Below are 24110 nucleotides of genomic sequence, written 5' to 3'. Positions count from 1 at the left end.
TTTAGCAAATTACAAATCAATCAGTTTGTTTTTTATGCTGTATAATACCAGGCCGACGCGGCTTTTGATGCCCAGCTTTTCAAAAAGCTGGTCGCGGTAACTGTCAACAGTGCGTACGCTGATGCACATGGTATCGGCAATTTCCTTGTAGGTAAGTTCAGTTCCGGTTAAGCGTAAAAACTCAATTTCGCGCGGGTTGAGCTTTACTACTGCAGTTTTATCGTTATTGAAGTTGTTTAATAAATGCTTGGTTACAAAATCCGGGTAGTAAAGATCTCCTTCGGTTACTTTAAGCAGGGCAGCTTCAAATTCATGCGGTTCGGCATCTTTAAGGAGGTAGCCTTTTACACCCATTTTAACCATGGTAAGTACTTTTTCAGCATCCTCAAACATGGATAGGATAATGGTACGGATTGATGGTTGGAATTTTTTAAGCCATTGCGCGGTCGAAATGCCATCCATCACAGGCATATTGATGTCCAGGATAACGATATCAGGAACCAGCCCGGAAGTTATTTTATCAACCAGTTCCTTGCCATGCGCGGCTTCAAACAGCACGTTATAGCGGTTAAAACTCTCCACCATTGAAGCAATGCCGCTCCTGAAAAGGCGATGATCATCAACCAGGGCTATTTGAATAGGTTCCGTTAGCATAAGTTTCTTGTACGAGGGGATTGAGTGAAAGGTTAATGCGGCAACCATTGCCTGGCGAACTGTTTATAATTGCTTCAGCTCCGATTAACGCGGCTCTGTTCACAATATTACGTAAGCCCGAGCCCCCCTTATCTTTAAGTAATTCAGGTTCAAAACCAACCCCATCATCTTCGATGGTTAAATTAAACATTTGCGCTTTATAATACAAACTCATTTTAAAGTTATCCGCCTGCGCGTACTTTAAGACGTTATTTAAAGCTTCCTGAAATATCCGGAACAATACCAGCTCCCGCTGTTCCCCAAGACCATACGGATTACCCTCAATCAATAACGAAAGGTTAAGAATGCCGCTCCTATTAACGCGCTCAGCCTCTATTTCAAGCGTTTTTACCAGCCCCATCACACTGATGTGTTCAAAACTTAGGCTCTTGGACAAGTTACGAAGATCACTGATAGATTGGGCAATGAGCTCGCGATTGTCATTTATTCTCGTCTTTTCATTTTCGCCCAGGTTTCTGCCCAATACCCCCAGGTTAAGTTTAACAAATGACAACACCTGGGTAATATTATCATGCAGCTCACGGCTAATGTGGTTAAGCGTTTCTTCCTGGATCTCCATCCTGGTTTTAAGCAGTTCCTGTTGAAAGGATGATTTCAGTTGTGCCTTCTCCAGCGCGTTTTTGTTTTGTTTTTTTTGATAGACTAATAAAAAGCTAATAATAAAAACGCCCAGCAGCATAACTATGGCTGTACCTGCAATTATCAATAAAATAATTTCTTCATCTTTAAATAGCATATCTGAGCGGGCTGATCATATTAATGATTGTGATAGATTAAAAATGTTACAATGTTTTTATAACATTATTGAAACCTGCTTTTTTATATTGATATATAAACGCAACAGACAGTAGCGAGTATAAAATAAGACAAGCAATATTTATTATTACCCGAGCCAATATAAAAAAGTGATAATTTTGTTTGTAAGCCATGTAGCTAAAAGCTACATGGTAAAACATAAACGCAAGTGCATAAAATAAGATTCCCGCGGTAGCCCAAAATGGCGGATCGCGTATAATATCCAGGTTCTCGTCAACATTGTTCATCAAATTAAAATAATAAAGACATACCAATACAGTAAGCATGCTGTATTGAATCACCATGGCAATGGTATTCAGCATGAAAAAGCCTTGGATAAAGATCATGTCAATGAAAGAAAAGAGGACTACTGTAAAAAGCACAATACGAACATTTTTTCTATACTGTTTTCTTTTATCGAGAGCGCTTATAAAACGCGTGTAAATAATTATTTCAATAATTGATTCCAGGTTGCTGCACCATGCATTGGTATGGTGCCATAACGTCCAATATTTAATGTTGGCAAACTCATAAATTACAATAAACGCCAAAAAGGGGAGGAATATCCTAAAATTAGGATCAAGCCTTTTGTAGGTGTATAAACAAACAAAAAACGCAAAAAGCTCGAAATAAAAATAGATAAAATCAAGCATAAAATTATATTAAGGTAAATACTAAATTAAGTACTTTAATTAAAGTATTTACCTTTTGATAAAATATTGCCTTGCAAAACCGTTAAGGATTGGTTAGGGGCAAAAGGGAGGACATGGATTCCCTTGGTTAAAAGGACCCATTGGGTCTTCAGGCCCCAATGGCCCTATGCTACTTTCTATTGCATCGGAATGTTCGGTATAATTTTCACTGGTCCCGATCAATATTGCTGTAGTTTGATTGGGGTAATGGTCATTCTTATGATCATAAGCGGCAAAATGAATTCTTACCCCCGTGGCATGTTCGGGTAGGTTGTTGATAAAGGATTTCAATTTGTCAAGCGATATCCAGACAGACTGCGTATCATTGATGTTGTGCTCTTTGTCAATCAGCTTTTTTCGAGTGGCAGCGTAGTGGTCTACCATTTTTTGGGCGATAGATAAATCGATAGGTTCCATTATTTGTGGTTTTTATTCAGTTAAGCTGTCTCTTCCCAGATAAAATACAGCCAAATCTAATAAGGGTATTATAAAGTAGGAAAATATCTGCTTAGGTTGGTTGGTGAAAAAACGTAAAAAATAAGATCAGTGCAAAACCTGTAAATTGTACAGGTTATCCAAAAATAAGTTTTTTTTGTCAGTTATAATTATAACAAGAATTTATTGAATATAATTTAAATATATTATCGAGAGAGTGGATGATAGTCTTACGGCGATATGGAGGTTGTAAATTATGTAAAATCGCTACAAAAAGGCAGGTTTATACAGTAAAGAAATGGCTAAAATAAGAGAGTTTATTTTAGCCATTTTTTTAAGCTAGTCCCAATGGCATAAAGGAGGACAGTCCTTTCCTCCGCCAAAAGCAGTCATGAAGAGATGTGTATTTATTAACTCCTGGCCTTGTCCAACTACATCAACGTCCTGATGGCCATTTTCGATAGTAGCGGCAAAAATAACCGTGGTTTGATTAGGGGTATGTTTATTCTCCTGATCATGTACCGCCAGGTGTATCCTCACTCCGCTAGCATTCTCGGGTAAATTATTAACAAAATCCTTGAATCCATCAATGGAAAACCAAATTGAGCGGGTGTCATTGATGTTGTATGTTTCATCAATCAATGTTTTCCTGGTATCGTTATAAAGGGCCACTATTTCTTTAGCTATGGATAATTCGATAGGTACCATCGTTTTGTCAGCAGATGGGTCAAAAGATTTCATTATGGTACATACAGGGGGGCAATCCTTTCCCGCGTTCCAGGCTATCATGGTTTTGTCAGTAGCGAATGATTCGCCTCCTTCTCTTAGAACGTCTACATGCTGATAACCCTGTTCAACAGTGGGAGTCCAGATAACGGTGGTTTGATTGGGATAGCGTGCATTTTGACCGTATGCTACCAGGTGAATCCTCACTCCGCTGGCATTCTCGGGTAAATTATTAAAAAAATCCTTAAATCCATCAATGGAAAACCAAATTGAGCGGGTGTCATTAATCCCGTAGGCTTCATCAATTAATGTTTTCCTGGTGGAGTTGTAGCGGGCTACCATTTCTTTAGCGACAGATAACTCAAGAGGTACCATCGTTTTTTCAACAAGCAGTTCAATAGTTTCCATTTTTGTTGGGTTTTAATGTTAAGCTAACGGTTTTGCATAAAACTTATCATATACAATCTTTTAGCCTGAACAGTTGGTTAATGAAGCAATTAATTTGATTAAATAGTATTTTAAATATAAAATATTATTTTAAGATAAGTTGCTGTCATCCAGTAAAAAAACGAAAAGTTCTTTGGGGCCATGAGCGCCCAGTACCAGGGTTTTTTCGATATCGGCGGTGCGGCTTGGTCCGGTTACGTTACTGATCATGGAGGGTAGCTGGCTGTCATATTTCTTTTTGATGAGCTTAAAGCCATCTTTAAGATCGAGCACCATTTGGGATGTATAGGCCAGCACAATATGCACAGGCGGGTATATGCTCAGACGCCTGCCTGCCATGTTTCCGTTTGACAGGAGTATGCTACCATTACGGGCTATCAGGGCCTCGCAAAAGGTAAAACCGACATCTGCCTGTTCAAAGTCTTTGTCGGTTTCGTAAAAAGGGTATTCAAAACGGGTGAGAATTTCCTGCAATCCGGGCTCCCAGCAGTATATTTTACGCCAGTTGCGCTCTTCGGCCAGGGTAAGCAGGCTTTCAATAAATTGCACTTCATCCTCACAAAAAACAAACTGTCCGTTAACCGCGGTGAATTGTTCGGCAAACATTACCTCCGGGATCTCTTTAGCAGATGCATAAAGTGGCAGGTCTTCCAGTTGAGGATAGGGATTATCCCTTTTCTCGAGGAGAGCCTTGCGGATCTTCTTAAGCAGCTTTTCTTTTGATGTGGTAATATCCCTCATGGTAAAAACAGCAAAGCCATCAGCGGGGCTGATGGCTTTATATTAATGATGTATATTAAAGTTTCGGGTCTTCGCTGTCAATTCTCGAAAGCTCCGGGTTGGTTAAGCTATCCGGAATAGCATTGTTATCAACATCGGGGTTTAAAGCAGCCTCTCCGTTCACAAATTTATCATAGGTGGTACGTTCATCAAATGGCCGTTTACCCAATATCTCTTCCAGATCTGATTGGAACAGTACTTCTTTCTCTAATAATTTCTGAGCTATTTTTTCAAGCCCGTCGCGTTTTTCGTTCAACAATACTTTGGTTTTCTGATAAACATCATCAACCAGTTTACGCACTTCGTTATCGATCATTTCGGCAGTGGTATCAGAGTAAGGTTTATTAAACTGATATTCACCTTGTGGATCATAGAAAGAAACGTTACCTACACTGCCATTCATACCATAAATTTTGGTCATGGCGTAAGCCAGTTTGGTGATGCGTTCCAGATCGCTCAGGGCGCCGGTTGAGATTCTGCCAAAAACGATGTCCTCGGCAACACGACCACCCATCGAAACACTCATTTCATCAAGCAATTGTTCGGTGGTATACAAAAACTGCTCTTTTGGCAGATATTGAGCATAACCCAGAGCTGCCACACCGCGTGGAACGATAGATACTTTAACCAAAGGATCGGCATGTTCCAGGAACCAGCCAGCAATGGCGTGACCAGCTTCGTGGTATGCAACAATGCGTTTTTCTTCGGGAGATATGATCTTGTTTTTCTTTTCCAGACCACCAATAACACGGTCGATAGCATCCTGGAAATCGGTCATATCAACCGACTCTTTATTTTTACGGGCGGCAATCAAAGCCGCTTCGTTACAAACGTTAGCAATTTCTGCACCTGCAAACCCTGGAGTCTGGGCAGATAGTTTTTTTGCGTCAACACCATCTGACAGTTTGATCGGTTTCAGGTGAACTTTAAAGATCTGCTCACGACCGATCAAGTCTGGTTTATCAATAGATACCTGTCTGTCAAACCGACCAGGACGTAACAAGGCTGAATCCAGCACGTCCGGGCGGTTGGTTGCAGCAAGGATAATAATACCTGAATCGGTACCAAAGCCATCCATCTCCACCAATAATTGATTCAGGGTGTTTTCGCGTTCATCATTACCGCCAACAATATTGTTTTTACCACGGGCACGGCCAATAGCGTCAATCTCGTCAATAAATATAATACATGGTGCCTTGTCTTTTGCCTGGCGGAATAAATCACGTACACGTGACGCGCCTACACCCACAAACATCTCCACAAAGTCAGATCCTGACAGCGAGAAAAAAGGCACTTGCGCTTCGCCGGCTACGGCCTTGGCCAATAAGGTTTTACCGGTACCAGGTGAACCTACCAAAAGGGCTCCTTTAGGTATTTTACCACCCAGATTAGTGTATTTTTTAGGGTTTTTAAGGAAATCTACAATTTCCATCACCTCTTGTTTGGCTTCTTCCAAACCGGCAACATCATTAAAGGTTACCGATACCTGTGCTTCTTTATCAAAAAGAGTTGCTTTTGATTTGCCGATATTAAATATCTGGCCACCGGGACCGCCACCTGAACCACCTGACATGCGGCGCATGATAAATATCCACACACCAGCAAACAGGATAACCATAATAACACCCTGTACCAACCAGTTTGATAAAAAGCTTTCGTGCCCCTGTTCGTACTGAATGGTTATTTTTTGATCCTCTGGCATATCTTTCTGAGCATTAGCAACAGATTGCTTCAGGCTTTCGTAGGATGCATCGGTAAAAGTGTATTGAGGACCGTTATTCGTGGTATTAAACAAACGCTGGTCCTTGCCGGCTTTGGCATATTGTGGTTTGCTTAAGCTTTCTTTTTTAATGTAAACCTCAGCTGTCACGAGGTCGCCGCTTTTATAGGCTATCAGTTTTTCAACATCATTTTGTTTAAGCATTCCTTCAACATCCTTGAAGGTAGTTTGCGTGCCAGAACCGCCGCTTAAAAGGGTAGGTACCAGTAAAAATGCCAAAATAACAATGCCATAAAGCCACATGATGTTAAATTTGGGCGGTTTAGGCGGTGTTTTTTTATTAAGTATTTTCCTGATAGGTTTCGGACTTTCTGATTTATTATCTTTAATATCTTTCATTTCTTTGTTACGAGCTCAAACTTACAATCTATAATTTAAAATTTACAAAGGTTTAGTACATGACTCAAACCGGAGGGTAATTGTGACGGAAGTTTAAGCACTTTTGTAATATTTAATCTCGGCATCACCCCACAGATCCTCTACGCCGTAAAACTCGCGTTTGTCGGTTCTGAAAATATGAACCACAACGTCCACATAATCAAGCAGTATCCATTCTGCATATTCAAGGCCCTCCTTACGCCAGGGTTCCTGTTGCGTAGCTTTAAAAATTTCTTCTTCAATACTATTGGCAATAGCTTTTACCTGTGTTGATGAATCGGCATGGCAGATCACAAAATAATCCGATACCGAGCCCAATATATTCCGGAGGTCTAACCTTATAATATCATTCCCCTTTTTTTCCTGTATGCCATGTATGGCCAGCTCAGAAATATAGGCCGATTGATTTAACACTTTGTTTTTTACCATCAAAAAGAATTAGTTTTGAACGTTCTTGGGTTAAAAATTATTATACTTTGCAAAATAACATATTTTCGGGATTATTTGTTGGTCAAAATTTAGTAACAATTCAACAAGTTGACTCAACCAACACATTCCTTAAAGATTTACTGTCAAATTCCAAGCCATTGCCCGAAGGTACGGTCATTATGGCAGAAAGCCAATACGCAGGCAGGGGGCAGCAACAAAATAAGTGGCATAGTGAGCCTGGAAAAAACCTTACTTTCAGTATTTTACTGACACCGGTGTTCTTGCCCGTCAGTGATCAGTTTGATCTGAACCGGGTAGTAAGCCTGGGGGTTTATGATGCTTTGTATCCTTATCTGGGCGATAAGGTTAAAATAAAATGGCCTAATGATATTTATTATAACGACCAAAAATTGGGTGGAATATTGATAGAAACGCATATCCAGGGCACTTATATCAAAGATGCCATTATTGGGATTGGCCTTAACATTAACCAGGAGAGTTTTGAACCTGGGGCAGGCAACGCTATATCCCTCAAACAAATCTTACACAGGGATTATGATTTAAAAACAATATTGTCAGAAATTTGCAGTCATATTGAAGCATATTACCTTAATTTAAGAGCGGGTAAATTTTTGTTTGTAAGGAATACTTATTTATCCCGACTATATTGGTTAAACGAAGTAAAACCTTTCAGGTCAAATGACCAGATTTTTGAAGGCGTTATAAAAAACGTAAAAGAAAATGGAATGCTGGTTGTTGAAAATAATAACGGGCAGCAAGAGTTTAGTTTAAAACAAATTGAATTTTTAAATAAATAATTAAATGAAGAAAGTACTGTTGGTAATTGTTGCATTAGTGATGTGCGCAGGGGCTTATGCCCAGATCGAAACGCCGGTAAGATGGTCATACGCGGCAAAAAAGTTGAATGATAAAGAAGCCATTGTATTTTTAAAAGCTACTATTCAACCCAGCTGGCATATTTACTCGCTTAATGTTAAGGATGGCGGCCCAATAAAAACTTCGTTTGAATTTACACCTTCAAAACTATATGCACCGGTTGGAAAGCCCTCAGAACCAACCCCCGTAACCAAATATGAGAAAGCTTTTAGTATGAATGTAAGCTACTTTGAAAAAGAAGTAGTTTTTCAACAAAAAATAAGCCTTAAATCGGCATCTGCAACCAGTGTTACCGGAAAGCTTACTTACATGACCTGTAATGACAAAAAATGTCTTCCACCAGAAGATGTTGATTTCACTATTCCTTTAGGCAAGTAATTTACCTTAAGGAAGATAAAAATGAAACTATTAACTAAGCGTGTTTATATACACACGGCGCTGGCCGTATTGATGGTGCTGATTGTTTTTTGCTCAATTGGTGCCCCACCTGCGCTGGCTTTACAAAAAAGTAAAGCGGATACAGTATCAACGGCAGGAGTACAGTTTACCGATATCCCTACTGCTGCTGATAGCATAGCGATCAGGAAAAAGGCAGCTGATTCTTCAGCCAAAGCACAGGCAGCGGCAAAACAAAAGACTCAACAAAAAGCCCCGTCAACCGAAAAGCCAAAAACACTTTGGCAGATATTCATATTTGGGCTGTTAGGTGGATTTACCGCGGTGATATTGCCTTGTATATACCCATTGCTGCCACTAACGGTAAGCTTTTTTACCAAAAAGAGCGGCAGCCGTAAAAAGGCGATAGGGCAGTCAATTATTTATGGGGTTTCCATCATTATTATCTATGTGACCCTGGGTTTGTTGATCTCCATTATTTTTGGTTCCGATGCCCTAAATCAATTGGCTACAAACGGCATATTCAATATATTCTTCTTCTTACTGCTCATTGTATTTGGTATATCGTTCCTGGGCGCGTTTGAGATCACGTTGCCGAGTTCATTAGCTAATAAGCTGGATGAAAATGCAGATAAAGGAGGCCTTACGGGTATATTCTTTATGGCATCAACACTTGTAGTAGTGTCGTTTTCATGCACAGGGCCAATTATTGGTACCCTGTTGGTTGATGCTGCTTCAAAAGGCGACCGTCTGGGCCCTGCTGTAGGCATGTTTGGTTTTGCGCTTGCATTAGCCCTGCCGTTTACCATATTCGCGTTATTCCCTTCAGCATTAAAAAGCCTTCCAAAATCAGGTGGCTGGTTAAATAGTGTGAAAGTTGTTTTGGGCTTTCTGGAACTGGCTTTTGCCCTTAAGTTTTTATCAAATGTCGATCTGGCTTATCATTGGAACTGGTTCGACAGGGAAATATTTTTATCGTTATGGATAGCTATAGGTTTGTTGATGGGGCTTTACCTTATTGGCAAGATCAAGTTTTCGCATGACAGCGATGTGTCTTATCTTTCTATTCCCCGAACTTTTTTAGCCATCGTTGTATTTGCTTTTGTAATTTATATGATACCTGGTTTATGGGGAGCTCCTTTAAAATCCATCAGCGCTTTTCTGCCTCCTGAGGCAACACAGGATTTTAACTTATCAAGCATACCAGGTGGAACAGCCGCGCCTTCATCAGCCCCTGCCGCAGTTGTACCTGCGAGTATTGGCGAAAGGAAATATGCCAGCAACTATACCCGCATAAAAACCCGTGGGCTCGATTCTTGGTATGATTATGACCAGGCTTTACAGGTTTCAAAGGCCACACATAAACCCATTTTGATCGATTTTACTGGCTTTAACTGCGTAAATTGCCGTAAAATGGAAGCCAACGTTTGGTCGGATCCGGAAGTGTTTAGACGACTTAGGGATAATTTTGTATTGCTGCAGCTTGTGGTTGACGATAAGGCCGAATTACCAGTGGCAGAACAGTTTGTTTCTGATTATAGTGGAAAAAAGATAACCACTTTAGGCGGTAAATGGAGTGATTTGGAAGCCAAAAGGTTTAACTCTAATTCACAGCCTTTATATGTGATGCTTGACAGTGATGGCAATGTATTAAAAGACGCAAGCGGCTCCGAAATACCTACCTCTCCGGCGGATTATGATATTGCCAGTTATCTCAAATTTTTGGATAGCGGTATCGCCGCTTTCAAAAAGTAGATTCGGCGTTAAAAAAATAAAATGTAAATTCGCGGCAAGTTTTAAAGCTTCGCCGCGTTTTTATTTAAGGGCCGCTTTAAAATTACTTAAATTTAAATTATTCAATTTTTTAAAGGTAGGGCCCCTAATGCCCATATCAGGATAAAAAATGACGCAGATTAAAAATATCGGACTTTTTACTTCGGGTGGCGACGCGCCGGGAATGAACGCTGCCATCAGGGCAGTTGTACGTACGGCTATATACTATGATATTGCAGTTACCGGTATACGCCGTGGCTATGACGGCATGACCAAAGGCGATTTTATACCGATGAACCGTAAATCGGTTTCCAATATTATACAACGCGGCGGCACTATTTTAAAAACTGCCCGCTGCGATAACTTCAGAACTGCCGAAGGGCGCAGGCAAGCATACGATCAATTACAGAAACATAATGTTGACGCCCTGGTAGCTATTGGCGGTGATGGTACTTTTACCGGAGCAAAGGTATTTGGCAGCGAATATGACATACCGGTAATTGGCTTACCCGGCACTATTGATAACGATTTAATGGGGACCGATTTTACCATAGGTTATGATACAGCCATCAATACCGTTGTTGAAGCTGTGGATAAGATCAGGGATACAGCCGAATCACATGACCGGTTGTTTATTGTTGAGGTAATGGGCCGCGACTCGGGCCTGATCGCTTTGCGCACAGGTATTGCTGCCGGTGCCGAGGCTATATTGATACCCGAAAGTAAAGGCGGAATGGAAGGCTTATTTAACCGGCTTGAACATGGCCGTAAAGACAAAACCTCCAGAATTGTCATCGTAGCCGAGGGCGAAGAGGCTGGCGGTGCTTTTGAAGTTGGCCGATTAGTTCAGGAAAAATTCCCGCATTATGATACCCGTATTTCGATATTAGGACATATTCAACGTGGCGGAGCGCCAAGCTGTATGGATAGGGTATTGGCCAGCCGTGTAGGTGCTGCCGCAGTTGAGGCTTTAAGAGATGGCCACCGGAATGAAATGATAGGTATTATCCATAACGAAATAGCTTACACTCCGTTTGAACACGCCATTAAGCATCACATCGAAATTAATCCAAACCTGTTAAAACTGGTTGAAATATTGTCGATGTAAGCTTTAATCTTCGTGATTATTTTCCTGTGAAAGTGTGATCAACAATCAGACGTATCACATCGTCAATTTCGGTACTTACAATTTGCAGGTAATCAATAATTTGTTTGTTTTCGGGATTGTTAGGGTTCTCCCGGTCCATAATATTAATTAATCCCAGCATACTGGCAACGGGCCTTCTTAGCTCATGCGAACTAAGGGAGGCAATATTACGCATCCGCTTGTTTTGACTAAGCAGTTCTTGCTCGGTTTTAAGTCTTGCCGTAATATTATGTGCAAAACAACCAACACCTTTAATCTCGCCGTTGAAGGCGTAAATGGGATTAAAATTCACCTCATAAAAAGCTGGGTTTTTTGCTTTTTCATCAACGCTTTCCACCACAATAGTATAATTCTCACCTTTTAACGCCCGCTCATAATAACTTGCCCATTCGTCAATTATTTCCTGGGTGTAACCCATTTTTGCATAGGAAAACTCACCTTTTTCTGGCGCAATACCTGTCATGGCCTTTATTTGTGCTATGTAGGCATTGTTCATATAAACATAACGACTATCCCTATCAACAGACCATATTTTATCATTGGTGTTATTGATGAGCGCCTCCAGGTTGTTTTTTGTCCATAAGGCCTCCTCCTGGGCACGCATCTCGTAGGTGACGTTTTTGGCAAATACGGTGATGCCTTCGGCAGACGGGTAAACTGCCGTGCGGAACCATTTGTTCAGCGAGGCTAAAAATACCATGAACTTTACACTTTCCTGTTTATCGCGCGCATCGTGATACGCTGTTTCGAAGGGACTGCCTATAAGTTGTGGGAAAACGTCCCAAATCACATTACCCAGCAGCTCAGCACGGGGCTTGCCCCATATTTTTTCAAACGCCGCATTTACCCGTACAAATTTCCATTCGTTATCAATAATAAAGAAGGAGTCGGTTATGCTTTCAATAAAAGTATCGAGTTTTTGTGCGGTATCCTTTATCTCGGCTTCAATTTTAATTTTTTCTGTTACATCGTGACCGATGCCCTGTATTTCGCAAACTTCGCCACTTTGGTTTACAATTGATACCAGCTCCCATTCGGTATCATGCAGGTTACCATGTATATCGGGTTTTTTATGGAGTAGTGAAACAACTTTGCCCGGATTGTTCAAGCATTCAATAAAAGCGTTTTCGCAAAGGTAGGCCTCTTCGGGTATGGTGCTTATAGAAAAGTGTTTGCCTAAAAGGTCCCTTGCTTTATAGCCAAAGGTTTTCAAATATTGCCGGTTAATAAAGGTATAGTTTCCACTGATGTCTATCCGTATTAAAAAGCTGGTTTGCGAATCAATAAGCGAGTTTAAAAACTGGTGGCTAAGCCCCGTATCGGTTGGCGGAGCTGTAATGCAGCTGCTTTTAACCGGTGTTTCCCTAATATTGCTTAATAATATTTTATGCCCGGTGGCCTCATCAATAACGATGCTCTTTTTATCGGTAATGTTTTTTGTGATTTGCTGAGGCGTGGTTATGTGGTAGTTTAATTCAATGCTGCTGTTTTCGGCAAGATTGTTAATAAGGGGTCTTATGCAGGCAAAACTCTCTTTGTCGATCAGTTTATCCCAAAGGTCATTGTCCTGATGCAGTTCCCGGGCGGTTATGCCCAAAACAGTATCAATACCCTGACCGATGAACAGGTACTTTTGCTCATGAATATCATAAGCAAGCACACAATCGATTGAATCAATAGTGATGGCGGTATGGCTTAACATACTTTAAATTAATGATAGGGGGGCTACCATTTAAATATAGGATATTTATTTCAAAGTCTGTTCATCTTATTCATGTAATAATTTAGTTGCCACTTCATTCCAGCTGTTAACCCGTTCAAAATCGTTGATTAAAAGGTTGTGTGGCGAGGTAAACAACAGCTTGCGTCCTTTAAATGTTACAAAGTTTTTGATCCGGTCGTCAATCATGATATCAACATCAAGGATCTTATGCCCGCAGAAAATAATATTGGTCCAGGAAATAAAGGGAAAGTGCTCGTTAAGCCACTCCAGCTTATCTTCAAGTGAATATTTAAATTCCATAGCAGCCGACGCGATGTACACGTCGTACTTTTCGTGCAATGCCTTTACCACTTCCTGGCAGCCGGGCATTACCGGCAGATCACGAAAGAAACCTTTTTCATTGATATACTGCCGCAGGCTTTCGCTCAGATGAGGAGGCAGTATTTCTCTGAATTCCTTACCATGCATATCGCCCAGCGATATTTTAGTTTGATGACGTTCATCATACAGGGTAATAAATTTGGCAATGGTATCGGCCATTACCTCATCCATATCAATAGCTATGCGTAATTTTCTGTTTAAGCTCATGGCCCTGAAATTGCGATTTTTTTCAATTACCCCATAGTAGCTTTAGGTTAAATAAATAATTAATTACAAGGGTTTTAATTTATTACAAATAATTTATACCTTTGCATCCCCGCAGAAAGTACTCCGGGGACATGTTGAATACATAAAAAGAAAAAATGGCAACTAAGATCAGACTGCAAAGACACGGTAAAAAAGGCAAACCTTTTTACTACATCGTAGTAGCAGATGCCCGCGCTCCACGCGACGGTCGTTTTATTGAGCGTTTAGGTTCATACAACCCAAACACCAATCCTGCAACTATCGACATTAACTTCGATAAAACTTTAGAGTGGGTTAACACAGGTGCCCAACCTACCGATACTTGTCGTGCTATCCTTTCATACAAAGGTGTGCTTTACAAAAAACACTTAGAAGGTGGTGTTAAAAAAGGTGCTTTAACCGAAGAACAAGCTGCAGCTAAATTTGCAGAATGGACTGAGCAAAAAGACGGTAAGATCACTGGTAAAAAAACCAGCTTACTATCGGCAAAAGACGAAGCGCGTAAAGCTGCTTTGGCTGCTGAAGCTAAAAAGAAAGAAGATAAAGCTGCTGCTATTGCTGCTAAAAACGCTCCTGTTGCTGAAGAAGTTGCAGAAGAGGAAGCTCCGGCTGAAGAGGCTGCTGCTGAAACAGACGCTGCTGAAAGCGCAGAATAAATTTTTTAAACAGATTTTAAGAGTCAAGAATCAAGAGCCAAGACAAGAAATTCATTGCAGTTTCTTGCTTCCTGACTCTTAATTCTTGACTCTCTTTTTTTATGAAAACCGAAGATTGTTTCCGGGTAGGTAGTATATTAAAAACCAAGGGCCTCAAAGGCGAGATGCAGATATATGTTGACTTTGATGGTCTGGATGCCATTAAGTTTGATGCCTTATTTGTGGATATTGCAGGCAAGCTCATTCCATATTTTGTTACATCTATCAAATACCTGCAAAAAAACAACGCGTATTTATACCTGGAGGATGTGGATGCCATTGAAAAAGCAGCCCTGCTGGTAAAAAAAGACATCTATCTGCCCAACAAGCTAAAGCCGAAAAAGAAAAAGGCCGAATTTACGCTGAACGATGTAAAAGGCTTTATTGCCGTTGATGAAACCCACGGCGAACTGGGCGAGATACTGGAAGTGCAGGAATACCCACAGCAACTGATCGCTATAGTTCAATATAAAAACAAAGAAGTAATGTTCCCGCTTAATATTGATATTATAAAAGGTATTGATGTAGAAGGCGGCGAAATTTATGTGGATCTACCCGAAGGTTTGCTGGATGTTTATTTGTCTGAATAATTCTTTTGTCATTCTTGAGCGTAGTGAAGGATCTCCTTCAAGCGCAAAGCTGATGATATGTAGGTGCAGAAGATTCTTCACTACGTTTAGAATGATAATCTTGTTTTTTTAACCAATGCCTGTGTCCTCACAGGCATTTTGCGTTTACGGAAATTCAAAAATAAAATGTCAAATATATTTTACATTTGTAAGGTTTATTTTACATTTGGTAAATTAAACTTTACAATTATGAAATCACGATTCTTATTCCCTTACAAAAGTCGCTTTATTGGGTATGTATTGATCTTCGCATATTTCCCTGTAATGATTGCAAAAAAGTTGTTTTATCATGGCTATATGGATCATGGAGTCCATATAAATCCTCCAGAGAATCCAAGCTTGTTTACTCCTGATCATGCTTTTAATGTGATGGCGACACTCGTGGTAACAGTTGGTTTATTGCTTTTAGCTTTTTCGAAAGAAAAATTTGAAGATGAGCAAATTATACAGTTGCGCTTAGATTCGCTGCAGTGGACAATGTACTTTACTTATATCCTGTTTATACTGATCGTGATCTTTGCAAATAGTATTGTACTCGTACATGTTGTGGGGATTAACTTATGGTTACTACTGGTGTTTTTTATTGTTCGTTTTAGGTGGGTTATTTTTAGACTTAATCAGTCTGTAAAAGCAGAAAAAGCAATATCATGAAAAACAATATACGCGTAGAGCGTGCCATCAAAAATATAACCCAGGCCGATCTGGCCGACCAAGTAGGCGTATCGCGCCAAACCATCAATACCATCGAGAGTAATAAATACGTGCCCTCAACTGTCCTCGCCTTAAAAATTGCCCGCATATTTGGAAAATCGGTGGAGGAAGTGTTTATATTAGAGGAAGAAGATTAAAAATCAGTCTATTATGCAAAGCAAGCCAACCTTCGCCCCGCAATTGGTTATTCCTAATGGCGTAACCGATATCAGTTTTTATATCAAAGCTTTTGGCGCTATTGAGCTGCGGCGTTTTAGCAATGATGACGGTACTATCCATGTATCGGAACTAAGTATAGCCGGAGCATTATTTCATCTGCATGAGCAAACGCTGCACTCATCGGCTGTTAGTCCGGATAAATTTCATGCTACCACGGTAACCGTCGGTCTTTTTGTGGATGATGTGCATGCAGTGATGGCACAGGCCGAAGCAGCAGGAGCCATCATAAGGTCGCCTGTGCAGGATTATGATTATGGCTACCGTCAGGGCGAGGTGATTGATCCATTCGGACACCACTGGTTGATTGAAAAAGCTATTTGATTTTGGATAAGGAATGGAATGATTAAGGAGAATGATCAAAAGGAACGCTACTTCCCGGTTCTTGATTCTTTTCTCTTGTTTCTATCCACTCATCTGCACATCTGAAATCCGCACATTGATTTACTATCTTTGCACATGCGTTTTGATATCATATCTGTTTTGCCCGATCTGCTGGTAAGTCCGTTTGCACATTCTATTTTACAGCGTGCCCAAAAAAAAGGTATAGCCGAAATCCATGTACATAACCTGCGCGACTATGCCACCAATAAGCAAAAAAGTGTAGATGATTACCCTTATGGTGGGGGCAGTGGCATGGTGATGACGATACCGCCTTTTGCAGCCTGCATCGAAAAGCTGAAAGCTGAGCGGGAATATGATGAGATCATCTTCGTGTCGCCGGATGGGGAGCGCCTGAACCAGGCCATCGCTAACCAGCTTTCTATAAAAGGTAATATCATTATTTTATGCGGGCATTATAAAGGCATCGACCAACGCATCCGTGATATTTACGTTACCCGTGAAATTTCTATTGGCGATTATGTGCTATCGGGAGGAGAGCTACCTGCCGCTGTTTTAGTAGATGCCGTAGTACGACTGATACCTGGTGTGCTGAGTGACGAAACATCAGCCCTGAGCGACTCCTTCCAGGATGATATGCTTGATGCGCCGGTGTACACACGCCCTGCCGACTGGAACGGCCACAAGGTGCCCGACATCCTGTTGAGCGGCAACACGCCCGAAATTGAAAAATGGCGTTTTGAGCAAGCCCTCGAACGTACCAAAACCCGCCGGCCAGATCTGTTGGAGTAAGGAATATTATAATTTTAACATCATTGTGAGCGATAGCATGGCAATCCCTGGCCATACAGAGCGGATTTGCATGTTTGTCTTACTTGTTGGGGATTGCCACGCTATCGCAATGACGCATTTGTTAATTAATGCTGACTCAAAAAAAAGGCGAAATTTGTTAGTAAAAAACAAAATGTGGAAATTTTTAAAATACACTTTTATATATTAAAAAAAATCCCTATAATTGCAATCCGATTTTTACGGGCTAAAAATCGCTTTAAGAGCTAAAAATCATGGATTTAGTAAAATTTGTTGAAGAGCAATCAGTAGAAAAAAAGCAGTTTCCTTCCTTTAAGGCTGGTGATACTGTAAGTGTACATTATAAAATCAGAGAAGGAAATAAAGAACGTGTTCAGCTTTATCAAGGTGTTGTTATTCAACGTAACAGTACCGGAAATAATGAAACATTTACCGTTCGTAAAGTTTCAAACGGCATAGGTGTTGAGCGTATCTTCCCTATCAACTCTCCAAACATTGATAAAATTGAAGTGAACAGCGTAGGTAAAGTACGTCGTTCTAAACTATACTACCTGCGTGCCCTTACCGGCAAAGCAGCCCGTATCAAATCAAAAAGAGTTTAATTTTCCTTCTCCGTTTATAGCGGAAAAGTATTTGATATTGCAAAAGGCCTTTCTGGATATTTTATCCGGGAAGGCCTTTTTTATGGCGAAAAATTTTATTCGCCTTGTTAACGCTTTGCTTACTGGCGATTTGTATGTTTGATTCCCTCTCCGCGCGTCATTGCGAGGTACGAAGCAATCTATATGTTACACAGAGCGTAATGATAAGTTTAAACTAAGCAAATGGACCTGCCTAAGTAGAGGTTCGTGCCTCACAATGACGCGGGGAATTAACAGCTTAAATTATAGCGGATTAAACACAAAAAAGCCGGTCATTGACCGGCTTCTACTATATATCGCAATAATTAATTATTCCTGTTTGCCTTTAGGCTTGGGCGCTTTAGCGGCCGGTTTTTTAGGTGCGGCTTTCTTTACAGGCTTTTTAGGCTCTTCGGCTTTAGGGTGATCAATTACCAACGGTAATTCGCCCTGGTTGGTCTCATTTTCAATTACGGTTGGTTCTTCTTCTGCTACCGGTTCTGCAACGGATGCAGGGGTAGTTAAGGATTTTATAGATACCGGTTTAATGGAGGCGGTTTCTTCGGCAGCAGTAACAGTAGTTAAGGCGCTGGGTAACTCGGCCAGCACGGTACGACCGCCTTTTACCACATCGCCAATGTTCACCAGTATTTTGGAGCCCAGGGGCAAAAATACATCCACCCTTGAACCAAATTTAATAAAGCCAAATTGCTGGCCCTGCTCCACAATATCTCCCTCTTTTACATACCACACAATGCGGCGGGCCAATGCGCCGGCTATCTGCCTGAACAACACGGATACGCCCTCTGTGTTTTGTACAACAATGGTGGTGCGTTCGTTTTCGGTTGACGATTTAGGGTGCCAGGCCACCAGATATTTGCCTTTGTGGTATTTAAAATAACTCACCACGCCCGACATCGGGTTGCGGTTTATGTGTACGTTTACAGGCGACATAAAAACGGATAGCTGGATGCGCCTGTCTTTCAGATACTCGGTCTCGTCGGCTTCTTCAATGACTACTACCTTACCATCGGCAGGGCAAAGTACCGTGGTTTCATCTGTACTGATATCAAAAAATGGACTGCGGAAAAACTGCACAATAACTACAAACAGCAGGAACGATAAAATGTATACGATCCATTTTAATGTGTGTGCCTGTGGTAGGTAGAACTGTATGAGAGCATTTAATACAAAAATGAACAGTACAGTAATGGCCAGTGAGGTATATCCTTCTTTATGAAAAGTCATAGTATGGGGTTGATTATTTTTTTGGTATCAAGTAGTTAGTATCAAGTATCAAGACCATTTGCAAAGTAATAAAAAAAAGTGCTCAAAAGTCTTGATACCTGATACTCGCTACTTGATATTAACTTATTGCAAAACTACTAATTTGAAATGAAGTACAGGTACGCGTAAACAATTGGGGCGGCTAATAAAAGTCCGTCGAACCTGTCGAGCAGGCCACCGTGGCCCGGTAATATGCCGCCGCTGTCTTTTACGTTGATACTCCGTTTAAACATGGATTCTACCAGATCGCCCATGGTGCCGAAGCATGATATTAAAACGGCTATGCTTACCCATTGTTTCCAGGAAAGCTCCACGTAATAATGGCTCATGATCAATGCGGCTATCGCGCTGATCAGCACGCCGCCAAAAAATCCCTCCCAGGTTTTCTTGGGCGAATGGCGCTCAAACAGTTTGGTGCGCCCAAACGCGCGACCAGCCAGATAGGCCCCGGTATCGTTACTCCATAACATGATCAAAAAGCCCATGGGGATATGAAAGTTAAAATGACCATTCATAAATGCCATAGCGTGGAAAAACAGAAATGGTACTACTGCCAAAAGGATTCCCAAAAAAGTAAAACCCAGGTTGCTGAATGGCGCCGGCGATTTTTTATACAATTCCTGTATATAAACAGCGCTTAAAGTTACCGGCAAAAAAAAGATGAACTTCCAGGCCGGGAAATAACATTGAGCCGCGAAAAACAGGAATACCAGGAAGCCGTTGATCAGGCCACTTTCGCGGCTGGGCTTAAAGCCGCCTTCGCGCACCAGTTTGTAAAACTCAAACAGGCAAAACGAGGTAAGGATTGTGTAAAATGCACTGAATACATAAGAGCCCAACAAAACGGAGCCCAGCATTACAATAACAAAAAAGAAGCCGGTAATGGCACGTACTTTCATTAATTTTGAATTAGTGATTGGGTGATTTTTGGAGCAAAGAGCAAGGATATTCGGAGTAAGGATTTTTTTATCTTTTCTGTATTCATCTTTTGTTCCTATAAAACCATCGGTCTAAATATCCTTGCTCCCAAAATCTTTACTCCCAAAATCATAAACTAATTTGATTGAGGATCATGATCTCGATGGCTTTGCTAAAATCCTCCTGGTGAATGTATACTTCGATATTGCCAAAAGCTTTGTGTGATGAATCCTGCTTGTTGATCAAAACCGTATCGATGTGATGGCCGGTAAGTACCTGTTTAACAATTTCTGATTGATAAAAATTGGACGAGGTAAAAATTTTGATCCAGCCTTTTTCCATTAAAAATCAAACATGGGCTTTTTACGCGCTATATTCCTGTATATATAAAGCAAAATTAAAATAAATATTAAGCTAAACACATAGGCACCATAATTAAATACGTGCTGGTCATCCGGGTTTAGGTTAATAAGTTTGTGCTGATACAGGTAAGTAATAAGCACCGCCGAGCCATTGTTTAAAAAATGCGCCCATACACTTGTCCATACGCTGCCGCTCCAGGCAACAAAATAACCAAAGAAAACTCCCAGGGCCACACGTGGCAGAAACGAAAAGAACTCCATATGAAAAGCGCTGAATGCGATGGCCGTGATCCAGATAGCAGCATGGATATTCCCGGTCCATTTAACAAATATGGTTTGGATACATCCACGGAATAAAAATTCTTCGGCAATGGCGGTTAATAAACCAACTACCAATATCGCAAAAAGCAGGTCCCCGATATTTTTCATGCTCAGCATGGCTTCAGTAGCTTTTTGGGCTTGCTGTTCCATGGCGCGCATCAGATCTTCAATGGCTTTAAGCGGGGCGGGTAAGGTTAGTTTTTGATTGATATTTACCAATACTTCCATCACCGGGGATGAAAACAACATGATCGAGAATATCAATACAAATAAAACAGGCGGAAAACTAAAGGTAGACTTTAAATAAGTTGATGTGTCTCGCACAATGAAACGTGCAAAAAGTACCGGGACGGCAAATAGCGGAATGGTGGTGCTTACAATCTGCAAAATCCATAAACCGTTTTTTACTTGCGGGTTTGCGATGTTAAAGGTGCCTACATCTGTCCAGGTTTTTGCTCCATAAAGCATGGTGCTGATGCCCTTGGCTACAAAATAACCTATCCCGGGAACAAAGATCAGGAAGAAGAAAAGGAGTAGTAATTGTAATAACGGATGTATATCAGTCTGATAAGGTTTTATATCCTTAATGGGGTCTTTTATCATTTGGTGTAAAATTCGTATTTTTGCAACGCTAAAGATAAGCATGTCTGTACAAATAGGAAATATTGATTTAGGTGAGTTCCCGCTGTTGCTGGCACCGATGGAAGATGTGAGCGACCCTCCCTTCCGTTACGTGTGCAAACAAAACGGGGCGGATATGATGTACACCGAGTTTATCTCATCCGAAGGACTGATCCGTGATGCGGCCAAGAGTCGTCAGAAACTGGATATATTTGAGTATGAACGCCCTATCGGCATCCAGATATTTGGCAGCGATATTGACCACATGCGCGAGGCTACTGAAATTGCATCGCTTGCAGGACCCGATCTGATGGATATCAACTATGGCTGTCCGGTAAAACAAGTGGCCTGCCGCGGTGCCGGCGCCAGTTTATTACAGGATATTGACAAAATGGTAGCCATGACCAAGGCTGTTGTTGAAGCCACGCACCTGCCCGTGACCGTAAAAACGCGCCTGGGCTGGGATGACAATACCAAAAACGTGTATGAAGTTGCAGAACGTTTGCAGGATGTGGGGATAAAAGCCCTTACTATTCATGGTCGCACACGGTCACAAATGTATAAAGGCGTGGCCGATTGGTCGCTGATTCGTGATATTAAGAAGAACCCCCGCATACAGATACCGATATTTGGCAATGGCGATATTGATTCGCCGGAGAAAGCCGCTAACTGGCGTATGGAGTTTGGTGTTGACGGTATGATGATAGGCCGTGCCGCCATAGGTTATCCCTGGATCTTCCGCGAGATCAAGCATTTTTTTAATACCGGCGAGCATCTGGATAAACCAACCATTACCGAGCGTATAGCTGCCTGTACAACGCATTTACAAAAATCAATTGAGTGGAAAGGGCCTAAAACAGGGGTTTTTGAGATGCGCAGACATTACTCCAACTACTTTAAGGGCATCGAGAACTTTAAAGAATATCGGATGAAACTGGTAACCGCCGGTACTTTAGAGGAGCTCTACGAAATTTTAGCAGAAATTGACGAAAAATATACTGTTGAAATGGCGTAATATTTGTTTAGATGTTTATATTTGGAACTAAACAGAAACAATTCACATGGTTACTACTATAACTGAGGGTGTTAAGGTTTCTATCGAGACCGTATATCAGCCCGAATATTCAAACCCGGCTAATGACCACTTTATGTTTGCCTACAAGGTGAATATCGAAAATATGAGTAACTATGCCATACAGCTTATCAGCAGGCATTGGTATATTTTTGATTCGAACGGCGCTAAACGTGAAGTGGAAGGTGAAGGCGTAGTAGGCCAGCAACCCGTTATTGAGCCGGGTCACGCGCATGAGTATGTATCTGGCTGTAACCTTAAAACCGATATGGGCAGCATGAAAGGCGAGTATCAGATGAACCGTTTGTTGGATAACGCCTCTTTTAACGTGCAAATACCCGAATTTTACCTGATCGCCCCGTACAGGATGAATTAGAAGCCCCCTAACCCCCTGAAGGGGGAATTAGAAAACATAAAAAGCCCGGTTGATTTACCAACCGGGCTTTTGCGTATATATAGAATTGAATTTGGGGAAAGCGATTACCGGTGCCTTTCGTGCTCCTGCGGCCTTGGATTATTATGAGGTCTTCCGGGTGCAGGGTGACGTACCAACTGCCTCGGTGCACGCGCCATGTTGTTACGTTGCTGGTTTTGGGCAGGTTGCCGGTTATTGCCCGCATTAAGGTTATTTGCCGTTTGCCACTGATGCGGGGCTTTTGCCGTCTGATCGGCAGATGGTGCATTTCTATTTACATTATCCTGATTAGCATGGTTATCGGCGTTGTTGTTCACTTGCTGACGATTACCCCGGTCGGCATTGTTATTTGTGGCATCCGGCGATGAGGCCCTGGCCCTGCGGCCTTCGGTATTAAAACGGTTGCCACCCACCTTGTTCATAGCTGCTGTAGCCGGATGACCGTTATTGGCTGATGCAAACTGGTTGTGATCTTTACCCGCCACCTGCTGGTGATTGATCTGATCGTTGGTAGGTTGTACGTGCTGCTCGCGGGCGGCAGCCAGTTCTTCTGGTCTGGCCTGGGCATTTACACCGCCCGGTCCATTAAAACTAGTACGGTTGTTATTTACTGTTACGTTGTTATTGATAACCGTTTTGTTGACATAGGTATTGTGTACCACGGTATTATTTACGTTAACCACAGCGGTATTGTACTGAAAGGAGTTGCCTGCCCATCTGCCGCCAACATAACCTGCACCGCCATAACCATAGCCATAGTTTACACCGCCGTAAAAGCCAATGTGCCGGCCCCAGTAACCCTGGTGAAAAATATAGATGCCGCCATCATAACCCCAGTAGCCAGGTGTCCATAAAAAACCAACACGCGGAGGAGCTACCCAAACACCGGGTACCCAGTAATATCCACCATCATCGGTATATGCCCAGTAGCCCGGGGTCCATAAATAGCCGTCAACGGGGCATGGAGGTTGTGTGTAAACCGGCAGGGCAGGTGGCGCTATATGTACCGATAAGCCTATACTTACCTGCGCGTAAGTTTTAACGGTTGCTAATGTGGTAACCAAAAGCAGCGTTAATATTTTAATGGTTTTTTTCATTGGATTAATTTGTTTTTTAATGGTAATGAAGCTATCATGATCTTCACATTTATGCCCTTGCGGGGAGGTGGTAGGTCATGATGGTTTCATGTCGATAAATTTTAACCAAACCTATCGGGGTAACATGAATATTACATTAAGATTTACCAGTGGCTTCATTACTCTTCATAAAAGCTTCATAAATTGTAAGGTATTGATAGTCAGTTTAGTATGCTTTGAGCGCATCTGGGTTGATAGATAGTAAGACTTGCCGAA

Annotated in this window: 27 protein-coding genes and 1 pseudogene; 13 read left to right on the top strand and 15 right to left on the bottom strand. The window is 41.5% G+C overall.

What is annotated here, in order from left to right; genetic code table 11:
• Positions 1 to 9 precede the first annotated feature (9 nt).
• From ACNURT_RS02080 to rsfS, 8 genes are all read right to left on the bottom strand, one after another.
• Positions 10 to 654, bottom strand: a complete 645-nt coding sequence (locus ACNURT_RS02080; protein WP_419700334.1) for a response regulator transcription factor — start codon at positions 652 to 654, stop codon at positions 10 to 12.
• Positions 620 to 1450, bottom strand: a complete 831-nt coding sequence (locus ACNURT_RS02075) for a sensor histidine kinase (RefSeq protein ID WP_419700333.1) — start codon at positions 1448 to 1450, stop codon at positions 620 to 622. Before ACNURT_RS02075 ends, ACNURT_RS02080 begins: the two co-directional genes overlap by 35 nt.
• 46 nt (positions 1451 to 1496) lie before the next feature.
• Positions 1497 to 1856, bottom strand: coding sequence for a hypothetical protein (locus tag ACNURT_RS02070; protein ID WP_419700332.1), 360 nt, complete (start codon positions 1854 to 1856; stop codon positions 1497 to 1499).
• A gap of 399 nt (positions 1857 to 2255) precedes the next feature.
• Positions 2256 to 2618, bottom strand: coding sequence for a hypothetical protein (locus ACNURT_RS02065; RefSeq protein WP_419700331.1), 363 nt, complete (start codon positions 2616 to 2618; stop codon positions 2256 to 2258).
• 357 nt (positions 2619 to 2975) lie between these two features.
• On the bottom strand, positions 2976 to 3770 hold the full coding sequence (locus tag ACNURT_RS02060; RefSeq protein ID WP_419700330.1) for a hypothetical protein: 795 nt from the start codon (positions 3768 to 3770) through the stop codon (positions 2976 to 2978).
• 129 nt (positions 3771 to 3899) lie between these two features.
• Positions 3900 to 4550 carry a LutC/YkgG family protein gene (locus ACNURT_RS02055; protein ID WP_419700329.1) on the bottom strand — a complete coding sequence of 217 codons (651 nt, stop codon included), beginning with the start codon at positions 4548 to 4550 and terminating at the stop codon, positions 3900 to 3902.
• A gap of 55 nt (positions 4551 to 4605) precedes the next feature.
• The gene (gene ftsH, locus ACNURT_RS02050; protein WP_370995745.1) at positions 4606 to 6708 is read right to left on the bottom strand and encodes an ATP-dependent zinc metalloprotease FtsH; all 2103 of its coding nucleotides are present in this window, start codon (positions 6706 to 6708) and stop codon (positions 4606 to 4608) included.
• Between the two features lie 93 nt (positions 6709 to 6801).
• Complete coding sequence (rsfS, locus tag ACNURT_RS02045) at positions 6802 to 7176, bottom strand: ribosome silencing factor (protein WP_090473431.1); 375 nt, start codon at positions 7174 to 7176, stop codon at positions 6802 to 6804.
• A 47-nt stretch (positions 7177 to 7223) separates the two neighbouring features.
• On the opposite strand from rsfS, the gene ACNURT_RS02040 reads away from it, so the two are divergent.
• From ACNURT_RS02040 to pfkA, 4 genes are all read left to right on the top strand, one after another.
• Entirely contained in the window at positions 7224 to 7994 is a 771-nt protein-coding gene (locus ACNURT_RS02040; RefSeq protein WP_419700328.1) for a biotin--[acetyl-CoA-carboxylase] ligase, read from the top strand.
• A 4-nt stretch (positions 7995 to 7998) separates the two neighbouring features.
• Positions 7999 to 8451, top strand: a complete 453-nt coding sequence (locus ACNURT_RS02035; RefSeq protein WP_419700327.1) for a protein-disulfide reductase DsbD domain-containing protein — start codon at positions 7999 to 8001, stop codon at positions 8449 to 8451.
• 21 nt (positions 8452 to 8472) lie between these two features.
• Positions 8473 to 10224 (top strand): protein-disulfide reductase DsbD family protein, encoded by a 1752-nt coding sequence (locus ACNURT_RS02030; protein ID WP_419700326.1) that lies wholly within the window; start codon positions 8473 to 8475, stop codon positions 10222 to 10224.
• 148 nt (positions 10225 to 10372) lie between these two features.
• The gene (gene pfkA / locus ACNURT_RS02025) at positions 10373 to 11350 is read left to right on the top strand and encodes a 6-phosphofructokinase (RefSeq protein WP_419700325.1); all 978 of its coding nucleotides are present in this window, start codon (positions 10373 to 10375) and stop codon (positions 11348 to 11350) included.
• Positions 11351 to 11366: 16 nt separating this feature from the next.
• On the opposite strand, the gene ACNURT_RS02020 is transcribed toward pfkA, so the two are convergent.
• Both ACNURT_RS02020 and ACNURT_RS02015 read right to left on the bottom strand, forming a co-directional pair.
• Positions 11367 to 13091 carry a PAS domain S-box protein gene (locus ACNURT_RS02020; RefSeq protein WP_419700324.1) on the bottom strand — a complete coding sequence of 575 codons (1725 nt, stop codon included), beginning with the start codon at positions 13089 to 13091 and terminating at the stop codon, positions 11367 to 11369.
• Positions 13092 to 13157: 66 nt separating this feature from the next.
• A complete protein-coding gene (locus tag ACNURT_RS02015; protein ID WP_370995739.1) occupies positions 13158 to 13700 on the bottom strand; it encodes a 5' nucleotidase, NT5C type in 543 nt (180 codons plus the stop codon).
• 155 nt (positions 13701 to 13855) lie between these two features.
• Here ACNURT_RS02015 and ACNURT_RS02010 point away from each other — a divergent pair, with 155 nt between their 5' ends.
• The 7 genes from ACNURT_RS02010 (at position 13856) to rplS (ending at position 17744) form a co-directional block, all read left to right on the top strand.
• The gene (locus ACNURT_RS02010; RefSeq protein WP_370995738.1) at positions 13856 to 14395 is read left to right on the top strand and encodes a 30S ribosomal protein S16; all 540 of its coding nucleotides are present in this window, start codon (positions 13856 to 13858) and stop codon (positions 14393 to 14395) included.
• A gap of 101 nt (positions 14396 to 14496) precedes the next feature.
• Positions 14497 to 15024: a ribosome maturation factor RimM gene (gene rimM, locus ACNURT_RS02005; protein WP_419700323.1), complete on the top strand. Its 528-nt coding sequence runs from the start codon at positions 14497 to 14499 to the stop codon at positions 15022 to 15024.
• A 228-nt stretch (positions 15025 to 15252) separates the two neighbouring features.
• Positions 15253 to 15714, top strand: coding sequence for a hypothetical protein (locus tag ACNURT_RS02000; RefSeq protein WP_419700322.1), 462 nt, complete (start codon positions 15253 to 15255; stop codon positions 15712 to 15714).
• Positions 15711 to 15911 carry a helix-turn-helix transcriptional regulator gene (locus ACNURT_RS01995; protein WP_419700321.1) on the top strand — a complete coding sequence of 67 codons (201 nt, stop codon included), beginning with the start codon at positions 15711 to 15713 and terminating at the stop codon, positions 15909 to 15911. The genes ACNURT_RS02000 and ACNURT_RS01995 overlap by 4 nt, the downstream gene beginning before the upstream one ends.
• Before the next feature lie 13 nt (positions 15912 to 15924).
• Positions 15925 to 16314: a VOC family protein gene (locus ACNURT_RS01990; RefSeq protein ID WP_419700320.1), complete on the top strand. Its 390-nt coding sequence runs from the start codon at positions 15925 to 15927 to the stop codon at positions 16312 to 16314.
• A 135-nt stretch (positions 16315 to 16449) separates the two neighbouring features.
• The gene (gene trmD / locus ACNURT_RS01985; RefSeq protein WP_419700319.1) at positions 16450 to 17124 is read left to right on the top strand and encodes a tRNA (guanosine(37)-N1)-methyltransferase TrmD; all 675 of its coding nucleotides are present in this window, start codon (positions 16450 to 16452) and stop codon (positions 17122 to 17124) included.
• Positions 17125 to 17396: 272 nt separating this feature from the next.
• A complete protein-coding gene (gene rplS / locus ACNURT_RS01980; protein ID WP_076376620.1) occupies positions 17397 to 17744 on the top strand; it encodes a 50S ribosomal protein L19 in 348 nt (115 codons plus the stop codon).
• Between the two features lie 612 nt (positions 17745 to 18356).
• Here the strand turns inward: rplS and ACNURT_RS01975 are convergent.
• From ACNURT_RS01975 to ACNURT_RS01960, 4 genes and pseudogenes are all read right to left on the bottom strand, one after another.
• Positions 18357 to 19010 (bottom strand): annotated as a pseudogene (locus tag ACNURT_RS01975) (phosphatidylserine decarboxylase family protein); the annotation flags it as partial.
• A gap of 137 nt (positions 19011 to 19147) precedes the next feature.
• Positions 19148 to 19948 carry a phosphatidate cytidylyltransferase gene (locus tag ACNURT_RS01970; protein WP_370997008.1) on the bottom strand — a complete coding sequence of 267 codons (801 nt, stop codon included), beginning with the start codon at positions 19946 to 19948 and terminating at the stop codon, positions 19148 to 19150.
• A gap of 148 nt (positions 19949 to 20096) precedes the next feature.
• A complete protein-coding gene (locus tag ACNURT_RS01965) occupies positions 20097 to 20309 on the bottom strand; it encodes a DUF2007 domain-containing protein (RefSeq protein ID WP_166095338.1) in 213 nt (70 codons plus the stop codon).
• Positions 20309 to 21253 carry a CPBP family intramembrane glutamic endopeptidase gene (locus ACNURT_RS01960; RefSeq protein ID WP_419700318.1) on the bottom strand — a complete coding sequence of 315 codons (945 nt, stop codon included), beginning with the start codon at positions 21251 to 21253 and terminating at the stop codon, positions 20309 to 20311. The genes ACNURT_RS01965 and ACNURT_RS01960 overlap by 1 nt, the downstream gene beginning before the upstream one ends.
• A gap of 40 nt (positions 21254 to 21293) precedes the next feature.
• On the opposite strand from ACNURT_RS01960, the gene dusB reads away from it, so the two are divergent.
• Both dusB and apaG read left to right on the top strand, forming a co-directional pair.
• Positions 21294 to 22286 carry a tRNA dihydrouridine synthase DusB gene (dusB, locus tag ACNURT_RS01955; RefSeq protein WP_419700317.1) on the top strand — a complete coding sequence of 331 codons (993 nt, stop codon included), beginning with the start codon at positions 21294 to 21296 and terminating at the stop codon, positions 22284 to 22286.
• A 46-nt stretch (positions 22287 to 22332) separates the two neighbouring features.
• Positions 22333 to 22719, top strand: coding sequence for a Co2+/Mg2+ efflux protein ApaG (apaG, locus tag ACNURT_RS01950; RefSeq protein ID WP_166095331.1), 387 nt, complete (start codon positions 22333 to 22335; stop codon positions 22717 to 22719).
• 104 nt (positions 22720 to 22823) lie between these two features.
• Here the strand turns inward: apaG and ACNURT_RS01945 are convergent, their stop codons facing one another.
• A complete protein-coding gene (locus tag ACNURT_RS01945; protein WP_419700316.1) occupies positions 22824 to 23855 on the bottom strand; it encodes a YXWGXW repeat-containing protein in 1032 nt (343 codons plus the stop codon).
• Positions 23856 to 24110: the final 255 nt, after the last annotated feature.

Source organism: Mucilaginibacter sp. NFX135 (assembly GCF_048565145.1).
Taxonomy (GTDB): Bacteria; Bacteroidota; Bacteroidia; order Sphingobacteriales; family Sphingobacteriaceae; genus Mucilaginibacter.
Note: the sequence above shows the minus strand (reverse complement) of the source record. Positions and strands in the feature narration are given on the sequence as shown.